The organism is Rhizobium sp. NFR03 (assembly GCF_900111275.1).
In the GTDB taxonomy this organism is placed as follows: Bacteria; Pseudomonadota; Alphaproteobacteria; order Rhizobiales; family Rhizobiaceae; genus Ferranicluibacter.
Genome location: NZ_FOGR01000002.1, coordinates 223,168 through 236,951, shown reverse-complemented (window position 1 = coordinate 236,951; position 13,784 = coordinate 223,168). Strand labels below are relative to the sequence as shown.

Genomic DNA, 13,784 nt, shown 5'->3' with positions numbered 1-13,784 from the left:
CATCCACTCGACCCCTGCGCCTCTCTTGAGAGGCTTTTCCAGATGTGAGGCTTTCGTCATGAGCACCGTCGCCGATACGAAATCGCTGAATGCCCCTTTCCTGACCCGCGGTCGTGCGATCACAGCCGCGCTCGCGGTGATCCTCGTCGGCGCCATGGTCTACGACACGAAGGTGGTGCAGATCGGCTCGGAGCATGACGTGCGTGCCGACGTGTTCTCGCCGGAAGCGTTCGGGGCCGAGAATTTCCCCAAGGTCCGCGACAGCGTGGTCAGTCGCGCGGTCGATGCGACCGAACTTGGCAGCGCGATTGCCGCCGACAAGGCTGCGGCCGGCACGAAGTACGGCGTCGCCACCAGCACCGGCCCGGTCATTCCGGTCAAGTTCACCGGCACGGTCGGCGAGCGGAAGTCGAGCACCAACACGATCGCCGTTCCGGGCTTGCCCGAGGGGACGGTGGTGCGTGTCCAGACCGGCCCGGCCATCAACGGCACAGAGCTGCGCGACGCGACCGGAGAGATCGAGTTCGGCCAGTTCACCAACCAGATCGAGTACCAGAATGCCGGCTCGGCACTGAACAATGCCATGAAGAAGGAAGTGCTGGCCAGCATCGACCCGGCAGCGCTCGAAGGCAAGACGGTGGAGATCACCGGCGTCTTCAAGCTGATCAACCCCAAGAACTGGCTGGTGACACCGGTCGCGGTGACCGTGAAATGAACGCCGTCACCGCAAGCACAGCCCGCAAAACATCCGGCGACCATGGCGCCGTCGTCATGGAAGCGCGCGATATCACCAAGTCCTATGGCAGCATCCACGCGCTGAAAGGCGTGAATTTCGAGATCCGTCGCGGCCAGGTGACCACGCTGTTCGGCGAGAACGGCGCCGGCAAATCGACGCTGATGAAGATCCTCTCCGGCGTCGTTCAGCCGACCTCCGGCCAGATCGTGCTCGATGGCATGCCCGTCACGTTCTCCTCCTCGTCGCATGCCCGCGACAGCGGCGTCTCGATCATCCATCAGGAACTGTCGCTCGCGCTGAACATGAACGTTCGCGACAATATCTTCATGGGCCGCGAGATCATGGGCGCGACCGGTGTCGATTACGCCGAGGAAGAGCGGCAGACGCGGCTGCTGATGGAGGAACTGGAAGAGGAGATCGACCCGCTGACGCCGGTCGAGGAGCTTCGCCTCGGGCAGCAGCAGATCGTAGAAATCGCCCGCGCGCTGTCGGTCAATTCCCGCATCCTCATCATGGACGAGCCGACATCGGCGCTGAGCGCCTCCGAAGTCGAGGTGCTCTTCAAGGTCATCCGCGACCTCACCGCGCGCGGCGTCTCCATCGTCTACATCTCGCATCATCTCGAGGAAGCTCTACAGATCACCCATCACGCCGTGGTTTTGCGCGACGGCACGATGACGGCCTATGCCGGACGGAGCGATATCGATCTCGAATGGATCGTGCGCAACATGGTCGGCGAGAACTTCGATCTCGGCGCGCCGCCGACCGGCTATGCCTTCGGGCCGGTCGCGCTGTCGATCGAGAACCTCACGGTGCCGGATGCCTCGGGCGCCGGCTACAGCGTGGTCGACAATCTCTCGCTCGACGTGCGCGCCGGCGAGGTCGTTTGCATCTACGGGCTGATGGGTGCTGGGCGCACCGAGCTTCTCGAATGCGTGGCCGGCCGGCTGCAACCGTCTGCCGGTCGCGTCATGCTGCACGGCCAGGACGTCTCCGGGCTCTCGATTGCAGCGCGTATCGACAACGGGCTCGTGCTCGTGCCGGAAGACCGGCAGCGCGACGGGCTGGTACAGACGATGACAGTCGGCAGCAACCTGTCGCTCGCCAGCATCGGCGCCTTCACAAAGGGCATCTTCACCTCGCGCCGCAGCGAGGCCGGCCTCGTGACGGACGCGATCGCCAAGGTCCACATCAAGACGGATGGTGGGGCCGCACCCATCGGCTCGCTGTCGGGCGGCAACCAGCAGAAGGTGGTCATCGGCAAGATGCTGGCGACGAACCCGGAGGTCATGCTGCTCGACGAGCCCAGCCGCGGCATCGATATCGGCGCGAAGTCGGAAGTGTTCAAACTGCTTGCCGAGCGGGCCCGCCAGGGCCTCGCCGTCATCTACTCCACGTCGGAAGTGGGCGAGTGCCTGAGCATCGCGCACCGCATCGTCGTCATGCGCCGTGGCCGCATCTCGGCCGAGTTCGGCTCCGACGTCACCAAGGAAAGCATCATGGCGGCATCCGGCGAGAAAGCCGGCGGCCATGAATCGGATGGGCAAGCGCCCGAAACGAGGACACACTGATCATGTCGGCAACCCATTCTACCGCGACCGCCCGACCGCCACAAAAGAAAACATCGACCCCGAAGAAGACGATCAATATCGGCCATCTGCTCCTGGAAGGCCGCGCCTTCTTCGCGCTGATCGCGATCATCGTCGTGTTCTCGTTCCTGTCGCCCTATTATTTCTCCGTCGCCAATTTCCTGATCATGTCGTCGCATGTGGCGATCTTCGGCATCCTCGCCATCGGCATGCTGCTCGTCATCCTGAACGGCGGCATCGATCTCTCGGTCGGCTCGACCCTCGGTCTGTCCGGCGTCGTGGCGGGCTACCTCATGCAGGGCGTGACGCTCAACACGTTTGGCGTGGTGCTCTATCCGCCTGTCTGGGTCGTGGTCATTCTCACCTGCGCGCTCGGCGCCTTCGTCGGCGCCGTGAATGGCGTGCTGATCGCCTATCTCCGCGTTCCCGCCTTCGTGGCGACGCTCGGCGTGCTCTATGTCGCGCGCGGCGTCGCGCTGCTGATGACCAACGGCCTGACCTTCAACAATCTCGGCGGCCGCCCCGAGCTTGGCAATACCGGCTTCGACTGGCTGGGCTTCAACCGTCTGTTCGGCGTGCCGATCGGCGTTCTGGTTCTCGCGCTCCTCGCCATCCTCTGCTTCGTCATGCTCAGCCGGTCTGCCTTCGGCCGCTGGCTTTATGCGTCCGGCGGCAACGAGCGCGCGGCCGAGCTTTCCGGCGTGCCGGTCAAGCGGGTCAAGATCATCGTCTACGTGCTTTCGGGCATCTCTGCGGCCATTGCCGGCCTCGTCCTCTCGTCGCAGCTGACCTCGGCGGGCCCGACGGCCGGCACGACCTACGAGCTGACGGCGATTGCGGCCGTCGTCATCGGCGGCGCGGCGCTGACGGGCGGACGCGGCACGATCGGCGGCACCATGCTCGGCGCCTTCGTCATCGGCTTCCTGTCGGATGGCCTCGTCATCATCGGCGTGTCCTCCTACTGGCAGACCGTCTTTACCGGCGCGGTCATCGTGCTCGCCGTCCTGCTCAACAGCATCCAGTACGGCCGCCGCCCGAAGTAAGGCGACCGACACACGACCTTCTCCGCATCCCCGGCTTTCTGCCTTCTCGAGGAGAGGCAGGGGCCCGGCACGGACAAGCACCGCCGGGTGACCGGCATAACCAGACCGCAATTCAACCGGGAGAGAGACCATGATGAAAAAAGCCAGCCGCCTGCTGATGGCAGCCGCCGCTGCCGCAACGATGTTTGCAAGCACCGCCTATGCCGAGGGCCTGATGACGGTGATCGTCAACGACCCGTCGAACCCCTACTGGCTGACCGAAGGCAATGTGGCGAAGGCCGCTGCCGAAAAGCTCGGCTACACCGCGACCGTCGGCGCGCACAAGGGCGACACCAACACCGAGAGCAACCTGATCGACACCGCGATCACCAACAAGTCGGTGGCGATCATCCTCGATCCGGCCAATGCCGACGGCTCCGTCGGCGCGGTCAAGAAGGCCGTCGCTGCCGGCATCCCGGTCATTCTCGTCAATGCCGAGATCAACCAGGAAGGCCTCGCCAAGGCGCAGCTCGTTTCCAACAATGCGCAGGGTGCGGCACTCGGCGCGACCCAATGGGTGGAAGCCGTCGGCGACAAGGGCAAATATGTCGAGCTTTTCGGCGCGCCCTCCGACAACAATGCCGCGACCCGCTCCAACGGCTACGAGACCGTGCTGACGCAGTATCCGGACCTCGAAAAGGTCGCCTCCGAAGTGGCCGACTGGGACCGCACCAAGGGCCACGACAAGATGCAGTCCATGTTGCAGGCCAATCCGGATATCAACGGCGTGATCTCGGGCAATGACGAAATGGCGCTCGGCGCCATCGCGGCGCTCAAGGAAGCCGGCAAGATCGCCAACGTCAAGGTCGGCGGCTTCGACGGTTCGCCGGACGCAGTCGCCGCCATCAAGGCCGGCGAATTGCAGTACACCGTGCTTCAGCCGGTCGCCGTCTTCTCGGAAGAAGCCGTGAAGCAGGCCGACAGCTTCATCAAGACGGGTGCCACGGGTGCCAAGTCCGAAAAGCAGCTGTTCGATTGCCTGCTCATCACCAAAGACAATGTCGACAAGTATTCGGCACCCTTCGTGCTCGACAAGTAAGCCTTCGACAGGAGACAGCGTGCTGCCCGCGAAGGCCGTCATTTGCCAACAAGCGGTCCCTTCGCGATCGTCATCCTCGGCCTTGTGCCGAGGATCTGCCGGCGTCGATGAAATCAGGGCATTGCAGATGCTCGGGACAAGCCCGAGCATGACGAAGGAGATGATGCGGCACTCTCAAATCCGCGGGAGGGTGCCGCTCGCGGCGCCCTCTTTCTCCTTACGCTCTCTTCCCACGCCCGGCGGTCGCATCCTTGCGAACGGGTTTCCCGTTAGAGGTTTTATGCGCTAGGACGCATGCAGAGCGAACAGAGGGGGCTAAGGGATGACGAACAGGACAACCGCCGGTCAGTTCATGTCCGAGCTTCCCAGCGACAGCCGCCAGGCCCGCCAGATCGTGCGCCGCCAGCTGATCGCCGAAGCCGTGATGGCCGAGGGCTCGATGCGGATCGAGGACCTGACCGACCGTTTCGGCATCAGCCTGATGACGGCGCACCGGGATGTCGACGAACTCGTCAGCCGCGGTCTCTTTCGCAAGACGCGCGGCATCGTGACAGCCGCACCGACAAGCCTTATCGAATCGAGCGACGTCTACCGCTCCAGCCGTCAGGCGCGCGAGAAAGCCGCCATCGCGCAGGCGGCCATGACGTTCATCGAGCCGGGACAGGCGATCTTCTTCGACGACAGCACGACCGTGCTGCAAATGGCCCATCACCTGCCCGAAAAGGTGCCGCTGACGGTCATCACCAATTCGCTCAATCTGATGAACGACCTGAAGGCCGTGCCGGACGTGACGCTGCTCGGGCTCGGCGGGCAGTTCTACAACTGGTGCAACGCCTTCATGGGGCGCATGACCATCCGCGAGATCGAGAAGCTCAGGGCCGATACCGTGTTCATGTCGATGTCGGCCATTCTCGACGACGTTGCCTTTCACCAGTCGCCGGAAATGGTGGAAACGAAGCGGGCGATGTTCGACAGCGCCGCCATGCGCATTCTTCTCGCCGACCACACGAAATTCGAGCGCCGGGCGCTCTATTCCTTCGCCGCGCTGACCGAATTCGACCTCGTCATCGTGGACGACAACATCGCCCCGGAGCATCTGGAGCGCATGCGATCCAAGGGCATCAACCTGATGGTCGCACCGGTGGATCGGCCGAAGGCAGCACGGTAGCGACGTCCGCTCACGCAGCGCTTTCCGGATTGACGAAGACGAGTTCCATACGGTCGGCAAGGAAGCGGGTGCGGATCGCCTGCACCGGCCGATCATCGAGATCCACATCCACCGCATTGGTCACCAGAACGATGGCATCGCCGGCGCAGGAGAGCGCATCGGCATCGCTCGGCGAGATGCGGTCTGCCGTCAGCCGCGTCTCGCGCCTGCGATAATCCGCAAGGCCGCAGCGGCGGAGCGCCTGGGTGATCGACCCTTCCTGCGCATAGGCCGCAATGATGCCGGGGAAGCGCTCCGCCGGGAAATGCGATGTGGAGCGGGAGAGCGGCACGCCATCCACCACGGCCATGTGGTCGAGCCGGTGCAGCGGCGCACCGGGCGCAAGGCCCAGCAGCCGTGCCATGGCCATGTCGGCCACGACCTTCTGCGAACCGACGAGCCGGCCCGTGGGCTCGAGCGACTGGCGCATCATGTTTTCGGAGAACCGCGCCCGCGTGCCGATCGGATAGGAGATGCGCGGCTCGACCGGATTGACGAAGGTGCCGCGGCCGCGCTCTGCACGCACGACACCCTCTGCCGCCAGCGCCGCGATGGCGCGGCGGACGGTATGTCGGTTGACGCCGTACTCCGTCGCCAGCTCCGTTTCCGGCGGCAGCCGATCGGTCACGGCGGCCTCCATGATCGAGGCGCGAATGCCGTCGGCGACCCGCCGCCAGCGTGAAATACCGTCATCATGCCCGTCCAATGTCGGCTCCTTCCCATTCTAACGCCGCGCGGTGTCATAGCGGCGTCATGATTTCCGGGTTATAAATCGGATCAAGATTAGTTGTCTACACAAATAGACAAATAGGATCCGAAATGACCAGAGAACACGAAACATCGGGCCGCAAGCGCGCCCTTGACGCCATGGCCTCCATGCCGGCCGACCTGTTAGGTGCGCGCTACGGTGCACTCACGAAGACGGCGCCGAAAGCCATTCCCGTGCGTGGCCCCGAAATCGGCGCCGTCATGGTGCGCGGGCGGATCGGCGGCGGCGGCGCCCCGTTCAATCTCGGCGAGGCCAGCGTGACGCGGGCGACCGTGAAGCTCGAAAGCGGCGAGGTCGGCCACGCGATCATTCTCGGTCGCGATATCGAAAAGGCCCGCATGGTGGCGCATCTCGATGCGCTCGGGCAGCTCGACGCATGGCAGGCCGTGATCGAAACGGATGTGGTGGCGCCAGCGCTCGCTCTCGATGCCGCCGCGCGCCAGCAACGCGCGGAGGAAACGGAAGCGACGCGCGTCGATTTCTTCACGCTGGTTCGGGGAGAAGACCGATGAACCTTGCAATGGTCGATGGCGGCTTTGCCGAACCCGTGTTCGGATCGCAACGCGCCTTTCGCGCCCTGATGGATGCCTTTGCGCGACCGGGCAGCGTCGCGGATCTATCCGGCCTCGTTCTGCCCCCGGCACCGATGTCACCGGCCGCGGGCGCGGTTCTTCTGGCGCTGGCGGACGGCGACACGCCCGTCTTCTTCGAGACGGACATGCCGGACGCCAAGGCCTGGGTCGCCTTCCACACCGGCGCAACGGCAACGACGGAAGCACAGGCAGCGCGTTTCGTGCATCTCGGCGAGACCGGCGACTGCACAGGCTGGAGCCGCTTTGCCGTGGGCACGGCGGAATATCCGGATCGCTCGGCCACGCTGCTCCTGCCGCTCGAAGCCCTTCGCGGCGGGCGGCGGCTCATCCTCAGCGGGCCGGGCATCGAGACGACCACGGAGATTGCGCCGCAGGGCCTGGGCGCCGGCTTTCTCGACGTGATGGCCGCCAACCGTGCCGGTTTCCCGCTCGGCTTCGACCTCGTCCTCGTTTCGGGCGGCGAGGCTCTGGCTTTGCCCCGCACCACACACATTCAGGAGGCCTGAGCCATGTATGTAGCCGTCAAAGGCGGTGAAGCCGCCATCAAGAAGGCGCACAAGCTTCTGGCCGACCGTCGTCGGGGAGATCGCTCCGTTCCCGCTCTCTCGCTCGAACAGATCGCGGGCCAGCTCTCGCTTGCCGTTGACCGGGTCATGGCCGAAGGGTCGCTCTACGATCCCGAGCTTGCCGCCATGGCCGTGCGACAGTCGCGCGGCGACATGATCGAGGCGATCTTCCTCATCCGGGCCTATCGCACGACGCTGCCACGCTTCGGTGCGACGCGGCCGGTAGAGACGGCGGCGATGCGCATCGAGCGGCGCGTATCGGCCACCTACAAGGATATTCCCGGCGGGCAGCTGCTGGGGCCGACCTTCGATTATACCCACCGCCTGATCGACCCCGACATGGCCGGCGACCATCCTGTCGAGCCCGGCGCCCGGCGTGACGTCACTGAGGATGCCGCCTATCCTCGCGTGACCGACATCCTCAATGGCGAAGGCCTGATCGAGCCGGACATCCCCTCCGATGCCGAGCCGGGCGACCTCACCCGCGATCCGACCGGCTTTCCCGCCGGACGCGACCTCCGGCTCCAGGCACTGGCGCGCGGCGACGAAGGCTTTCTTCTGTCGCTTGGCTATTCGACCCAGCGCGGCTACGGGCGCACGCACCCCTTCGTCGGCGAAGTGCGCATCGGCCTTGTCGATCTGGAGATCGACCTGCCGGAGCTCGGTTTTGCCGTCAATATCGGCGCCGTCCGCGTCACCGAGTGCCAGATGGTGTCGCAGTTCAAGGGCGGCGGCGAGGACGGTCCGCGCTTCACGCGCGGCTACGGGCTCGTTTTCGGACAGTCGGAGCGCAAGGCCATGTCGATGAGCCTCGTCGATCGCGCGCTGCGTGCCGACGAGTTCGATGAGAACCGCGCAGCCCCGGCGCAGGACGAGGAGTTCGTCCTTTCCCATTGCGACAACGTCGAAGCCACCGGCTTCGTCGAGCATCTGAAACTGCCGCATTATGTGGACTTCCAGGCCGAACTCGACCTGCTGCGCATGCTGCGGCGGGAACATGCGGCGGAAAAGACCGCCGGGACGGACCGACAGGAGGCCGCGGAATGACCTTGCCCGCCTATAACTTCGCCTATCTGGACGAGCAGACCAAACGCATGATCCGCCGCGCGATCCTGAAGGGCATCGCCATTCCCGGCTATCAGGTGCCCTTCGCCTCCCGCGAGATGCCGATGCCATACGGCTGGGGCACGGGCGGCGTACAGGTGACGGCCGCCATTCTCGGACCCGACGACGTTCTGAAAGTGATCGATCAGGGCGCGGACGATACGACAAATGCCGTTTCGATCCGGGCATTCTTCGCCAAGACCGCGAATGTCGCGACGACGACCAAGACGGCGGATGCGACCATCATCCAGACCCGCCACCGCATTCCGGAAGAGAAGCTTAAAGCGCACCAGACCATCGTCTTCCAGGTGCCGATCCCCGAGCCTCTGCGCTTTCTGGAACCGCGCGAGACCGAAACCCGGGTCATGCACGGGCTGGAGGAGTACGGCCTCGTGCATGTGAAGCTCTACGAGGACATCGCTCAGCACGGCCATATCGCCACCACCTATGCCTATCCGGTGAAGGTCGAGGGTCGCTATGTCATGGACCCCTCGCCCATTCCGAAATTCGACAATCCGAAGCTCGATCGTTCCCCCGCCTTGCAGCTCTTCGGGGCGGGGCGCGAGAAGCGCATCTATGCGCTGCCGCCTTTCACCCAGGTGACGAGCCTCGATTTCGAGGACCATCCCTTCGCCGTCCAGACCTTCAGCCGCCCCTGCGCGCTCTGCAATGCGACCGGCGTCTACATGGACGAGGTGGTGACCGACGACCGGGGCGGACGCATGTTCGTCTGCTCCGACACCGACAATTGCGAGACACGGCAAGCGGACGGCCACAAGGGTCCGGGCCTGCCGCAGCTCGGCGGCTCAGCACCGACAGCCCGGGAGACCGCGCGATGACCGACCCCATCCTCTCCGTCCGTGGCCTCGAAAAGCGCTACGGCTCCTTCATCGGCTGTACCGGCGTCTCCTTCGACGTCTGGCCGGGCGAAGTCGTCGCCATCGTGGGCGAGTCCGGCTCCGGCAAGACGACCTTGCTCAACTGCATCTCCGGCCGGCTGGAACGCTCCGCAGGCGAAATCCGCTACCGGATGCGCGACGGGCGCTTCCCCGATCTTGCCGATCTCTCGGAAGCGGAGCGCCGCTTCCTGATGCGCACCGACTGGGGCTTCGTGCACCAGAACCCGGCGGACGGGTTGCGGATGCGCGTCTCGGCTGGCGCCAATGTCGGCGAGCGGCTGATGGCCGTGGGCGAGCGCCATTATGGCGACATCCGCCGCACGGCCGGCGACTGGCTGTCGCGCGTGGAGATCGCCGCCGAGCGGATCGACGACCAGCCGATCGCCTTTTCCGGCGGCATGCGCCAGCGCCTTCAGATCGCCCGAAACCTCGTTACCCATCCCCGGCTGATCTTCATGGACGAGCCGACCGGCGGGCTCGACGTTTCCGTTCAGGCCCGCGTGCTCGATCTTCTGCGCGGACTGGTCACCGACCTGTCGCTCGCCGTCGTCATCGTCACCCACGACCTCGCCGTGGCGCGGCTCCTGTCGCAGCGCATGATCGTCATGAAGGGCGGGCACATCGTGGAAGCCGGGCTGACGGATCGGGTGCTGGACGATCCCCGCCACGCCTATACCCAGCTTCTCGTCGCCTCCATCCCCGAATCCTGAGCCCGAATGCCGAACCGGAGCCCGCCGATGTCCCTCTCCTCCATCACGCCGACTCATCCTGCCATGCCGGAAGGCGCGCTGCTCAGCGTGCGCGATGTCGCGAAATCCTTCGTGATGCATCTGCGCGATGGCGTCGTGCTGCCTGTGGTCGCCAATGTCCGCTTCGATCTCTTTCCGGGCGAATGCGTCGTTCTCGGCGGTCCCTCGGGGGTCGGCAAGTCGTCGATCCTGCGGATGGTCTATGGCAACTACGCAATCGACGAGGGCTCGGTCCTCGTGCGGGACCCGGAAAACGGCGAGGTTCGCGACCTCGGGGCCGGCGATCCGCGTCTCGTTCTTGCCATCCGGCATGACGGCATCGGCTATGTCAGCCAGTTCCTGCGCGCCGTGCCCCGCGTCTCCGCCGTCGAGATCGTCGCCGAGCCGCTCGTCTCGCGCGGCATCGACCGGGCGACGGCCATCTTGCGGGCTCGCGACATGCTCACGCGCCTGAACCTGCCGGAAACGCTGCACGGGCTTCCGCCCGCCACCTTCTCCGGCGGCGAGAAGCAGCGCGTCAATATTGCCCGCGGCTTCATCACGGATCACCCCGTTCTTCTTCTCGACGAGCCCACGGCCTCTCTGGACGCGGAAAATCGCGATGTCGTGACCGCCATGATCGGCGAGAAGCTCGCGCGCGGCACCGCCATTCTAGGCATCTTCCACGACCAGCCGGTGCGCGAGGCGGTGGCGACCCGCACCATCGACGTCTCCGCATTCTCCGCCCGAAAGGCTGCGTGATGACCAAGCTCTCCGAACATCACCCCACGATCCACGAGACGGCGCGTGTGACCGACTGCCGCCTCGGCCGCTATGTCGAGATCGCCGAGAGATCGCGCCTCGGCGAGGTGGACCTCGGCGACTATTCCTATGTCATGGAGGATTGCGCCCTCTGGTGCGCAACCGTCGGCAAGTTCGTCAACATCGCTTCCATGGTACGGCTGAACGCCACGAACCACCCGATGGAGCGCGCCACGCTGCATCACTTTACCTACAGGGCCGGCGACTACTTCGACGGAGCTGCGGACGAGGCGGATTTCTTTGCGGCACGCCGCGCCCGGCGCGTCACCATCGGGCACGATGTCTGGATCGGTCACGGCGCGACGGTTCTGCCGGGCGTGACGGTGGGCAACGGGGCCGTCGTCGGGGCGGGCGCCGTGGTCTCGCACGATGTCGCGCCCTACACGGTCGTCGGCGGCGTGCCGGCCCGGCTGATCCGCGAACGTTTCACGCGTGCAACGGCTGAGGACATGGAGACGCTCGCCTGGTGGGACTGGCCGCACGACCGGCTGTTTGCCGCGCTCGAGGACTTCCGCTCGCTGACGGGCGAAGCGTTCATCGCGCGTTACGCCGTCTGATAGGATCGGCTGACGCAAAAGTTTCATGCAAACGTCACGCAACCATCATCGCTTGGCACTCACAGTCTTTGGACGTGCAGCCGGCATGACGTCGGCTTTCGAGCTGCTGCCCGGGATCAAACCATGACCGAAATTACCCCTGTCGCGCTTTCCGTGACCAATCTGTCGAAACGCTATGGCGAAACGCGGGCGCTCAACGGTGTGAGCCTGATGCTGGAGCAGGGCGAGATGGTGGCGCTGATCGGCGCTTCCGGTTCCGGCAAGAGCACGCTCATTCGCCATATCGCCGGCCTGGAGATTGGCGATGGCGATGGCGGGCGTGTGGAGATTCTCGGCGCGGTGTCGCAGGCGGGCGGGCGGATGAACCGGGAGGCGGCACGCGGCCGCGTCGCCGTGATCTTCCAGCAGTTCAACCTCGTCGGACGGCTGTCCGTGCTGACCAACGTCCTGATCGGCCATCTCGGCCGCATACCGCGCTGGCGTGGCACGCTCGGCCTGTTCAACGCCGGGGAGAAGGACAAGGCGCGAGCCGCACTCGCCCGCGTCGGCATTCCCCAGGTTGCCGCGCAACGTGCGTCAACGCTTTCCGGTGGCCAGCAGCAGCGCGCGGCCATCGCCCGCACCCTCGTGCAGGAAGCCCGTATCCTGATTGCCGACGAGCCGATCTCGGCGCTCGATCCGTCGGCTGCGCGCCGGGTGATGGACGTGCTCGCCGACATCTCCCGCGAAGACGGCATTACCGTGCTCGTGTCGCTCCATCAGGTCGAATATGCGCGGCGCTATTGCCGCCGCACGATCGCCATGCGCGACGGCGTTATCGTCTATGACGGCCCGTCCACCGCCCTTTCCAACGATTTCCTGGCCGAGCTCTACGGAGCGGCATCGGAAGAACTCGTCCTGCCGGATGCCGCCCCGGGCGGCCCGGACGACCCCATGGCGCCATCCGGCGTCGGACTTCACAAACGTCAGGCGGCGCTCGTCCCCGTCTGATTCAAGATACTGCCCGATCCACGATAACGGCCCAACCGGAGACCACCATGAACGCGATCTTCAAGAGCATTGCGGCGCTTTCGTTCGCCGCCACACTGAGCCAGCAGGCGCTTGCCGCTGAGACCATCAACTTCGGCATCATCTCGACCGAATCCCAGCAGAACCTGAAGACCACCTGGGAGCCGCTTCTGGCCGACCTCAAGACCAAGACCGGTCTCGAGGTGAAGCCCTTCTTCGCTTCCGATTATGCCGGCATCATCGAAGGCATGCGCTTCAACAAGGTGCAGGTCGCCTGGTACGGCAACAAATCGGCCATGGAAGCGGTCGATCGTGCCGATGGCGAAGTGTTCGTGCAGAGCGTCGCCAAGAACGGCGACCCAGGCTACTGGTCGGTCGTCATCGTCCCCAAGGACTCGCCGATCCAGACGATCGATGAACTCTTGACCTGCGACAAGACGAAGAGCTTCGGCCTCGGCGACCCGAACTCCACCTCCGGCTATCTCGTACCCATGACCTTCGTGTTCGGCACGCGCAACATCGACCCGAAGGCCTGCTTCAAGACGGTGACCAACGCCAACCACGAGACCAACGCCATGGCCGTTGCCATGAAACAGGTCGATGCGGCGGCCAACAACACCGAGAACATGGCGCTGATCCAGCAGAACAAGCCGGATGCTTTCGCCAATATTCGCGAAATCTGGCGCTCGCCGCTGATCCCTTCCGACCCGATCGTCTGGCGCAAGGACCTGCCGGAAGAGGCAAAGACCAAGCTGCGCGACTTCTTCCTCAGCTACGGCACTGCCAACTCCACGGGCGACGTCGCCCATGAGAAGGAGGTCCTCGCCGCCCTGAAGTGGGCGCCGTTCAGGGCCTCGACCGACAAGCAGCTCCTGCCGATCCGCGTGATGGAACTGTCGAAGTCGATCGCCAAGATCGAAGGCGACGCCTCGCTGTCGGCGGAAGCCAAGGCCGAGAAGGTCAAGCCGCTGACCGAGCAGAAGGCGAAGTACGAAGCCGAACTCGGAACGGCCTCCAACGGCTGATGCCTTGAACCGGAGCGGGCGGCACCGTCCGCTCCGGTTTCCTTACCGTTTCCGACTGCC

At 65.0% G+C, this 13,784-nt stretch carries 15 protein-coding genes; 14 read left to right on the top strand and 1 reads right to left on the bottom strand.

Annotated elements, in window-relative coordinates:
• Positions 1-58 precede the first annotated feature (58 nt).
• The 5 genes from BSG19_RS06365 to BSG19_RS06345 all read left to right on the top strand — a co-directional run bounded on the left by BSG19_RS06365 (position 59) and on the right by BSG19_RS06345 (position 5,614).
• Positions 59-715 carry a DUF2291 family protein gene (locus BSG19_RS06365; RefSeq protein ID WP_092986053.1) on the top strand — a complete coding sequence of 219 codons (657 nt, stop codon included), beginning with the start codon at positions 59-61 and terminating at the stop codon, positions 713-715.
• Positions 712-2,307, top strand: a complete 1,596-nt coding sequence (locus BSG19_RS06360; protein WP_092986051.1) for a sugar ABC transporter ATP-binding protein — start codon at positions 712-714, stop codon at positions 2,305-2,307. Before BSG19_RS06365 ends, BSG19_RS06360 begins: the two co-directional genes overlap by 4 nt.
• A gap of 2 nt (positions 2,308-2,309) precedes the next feature.
• Positions 2,310-3,368, top strand: coding sequence for an ABC transporter permease (locus BSG19_RS06355; protein WP_092986049.1), 1,059 nt, complete (start codon positions 2,310-2,312; stop codon positions 3,366-3,368).
• A 130-nt stretch (positions 3,369-3,498) separates the two neighbouring features.
• Positions 3,499-4,446 carry a D-ribose ABC transporter substrate-binding protein gene (locus BSG19_RS06350; protein ID WP_092986047.1) on the top strand — a complete coding sequence of 316 codons (948 nt, stop codon included), beginning with the start codon at positions 3,499-3,501 and terminating at the stop codon, positions 4,444-4,446.
• 322 nt (positions 4,447-4,768) lie between these two features.
• Entirely contained in the window at positions 4,769-5,614 is an 846-nt protein-coding gene (locus BSG19_RS06345) for a DeoR/GlpR family DNA-binding transcription regulator (protein ID WP_092986045.1), read from the top strand.
• A gap of 10 nt (positions 5,615-5,624) precedes the next feature.
• Here the strand turns inward: BSG19_RS06345 and phnF are convergent, their stop codons facing one another.
• On the bottom strand, positions 5,625-6,359 hold the full coding sequence (gene phnF, locus BSG19_RS06340; RefSeq protein WP_092986043.1) for a phosphonate metabolism transcriptional regulator PhnF: 735 nt from the start codon (positions 6,357-6,359) through the stop codon (positions 5,625-5,627).
• A 113-nt stretch (positions 6,360-6,472) separates the two neighbouring features.
• On the opposite strand from phnF, the gene phnG reads away from it, so the two are divergent.
• The 9 genes from phnG (at position 6,473) to phnD (ending at position 13,724) form a co-directional block, all read left to right on the top strand.
• Positions 6,473-6,934 carry a phosphonate C-P lyase system protein PhnG gene (gene phnG, locus BSG19_RS06335; RefSeq protein ID WP_092986041.1) on the top strand — a complete coding sequence of 154 codons (462 nt, stop codon included), beginning with the start codon at positions 6,473-6,475 and terminating at the stop codon, positions 6,932-6,934.
• A complete protein-coding gene (gene phnH, locus BSG19_RS06330) occupies positions 6,931-7,521 on the top strand; it encodes a phosphonate C-P lyase system protein PhnH (protein ID WP_092986039.1) in 591 nt (196 codons plus the stop codon). The genes phnG and phnH overlap by 4 nt, the downstream gene beginning before the upstream one ends.
• Before the next feature lie 3 nt (positions 7,522-7,524).
• Positions 7,525-8,628: a carbon-phosphorus lyase complex subunit gene (locus BSG19_RS06325; protein WP_092986037.1), complete on the top strand. Its 1,104-nt coding sequence runs from the start codon at positions 7,525-7,527 to the stop codon at positions 8,626-8,628.
• Positions 8,625-9,524, top strand: a complete 900-nt coding sequence (locus tag BSG19_RS06320) for an alpha-D-ribose 1-methylphosphonate 5-phosphate C-P-lyase PhnJ (protein WP_092986035.1) — start codon at positions 8,625-8,627, stop codon at positions 9,522-9,524. The genes BSG19_RS06325 and BSG19_RS06320 overlap by 4 nt, the downstream gene beginning before the upstream one ends.
• A complete protein-coding gene (gene phnK, locus BSG19_RS06315; RefSeq protein ID WP_092986033.1) occupies positions 9,521-10,294 on the top strand; it encodes a phosphonate C-P lyase system protein PhnK in 774 nt (257 codons plus the stop codon). The genes BSG19_RS06320 and phnK overlap by 4 nt, the downstream gene beginning before the upstream one ends.
• Positions 10,295-10,357: 63 nt before the next feature.
• Positions 10,358-11,074: a phosphonate C-P lyase system protein PhnL gene (gene phnL / locus BSG19_RS06310; RefSeq protein WP_092987237.1), complete on the top strand. Its 717-nt coding sequence runs from the start codon at positions 10,358-10,360 to the stop codon at positions 11,072-11,074.
• Complete coding sequence (locus BSG19_RS06305; RefSeq protein ID WP_092986031.1) at positions 11,074-11,691, top strand: DapH/DapD/GlmU-related protein; 618 nt, start codon at positions 11,074-11,076, stop codon at positions 11,689-11,691. Before phnL ends, BSG19_RS06305 begins: the two co-directional genes overlap by 1 nt.
• Before the next feature lie 123 nt (positions 11,692-11,814).
• Positions 11,815-12,681 (top strand): phosphonate ABC transporter ATP-binding protein, encoded by an 867-nt coding sequence (gene phnC / locus BSG19_RS06300; protein ID WP_092986029.1) that lies wholly within the window; start codon positions 11,815-11,817, stop codon positions 12,679-12,681.
• Between the two features lie 47 nt (positions 12,682-12,728).
• Positions 12,729-13,724 (top strand): phosphonate ABC transporter substrate-binding protein, encoded by a 996-nt coding sequence (gene phnD / locus BSG19_RS06295; RefSeq protein WP_092986027.1) that lies wholly within the window; start codon positions 12,729-12,731, stop codon positions 13,722-13,724.
• Positions 13,725-13,784 lie beyond the last annotated feature (60 nt).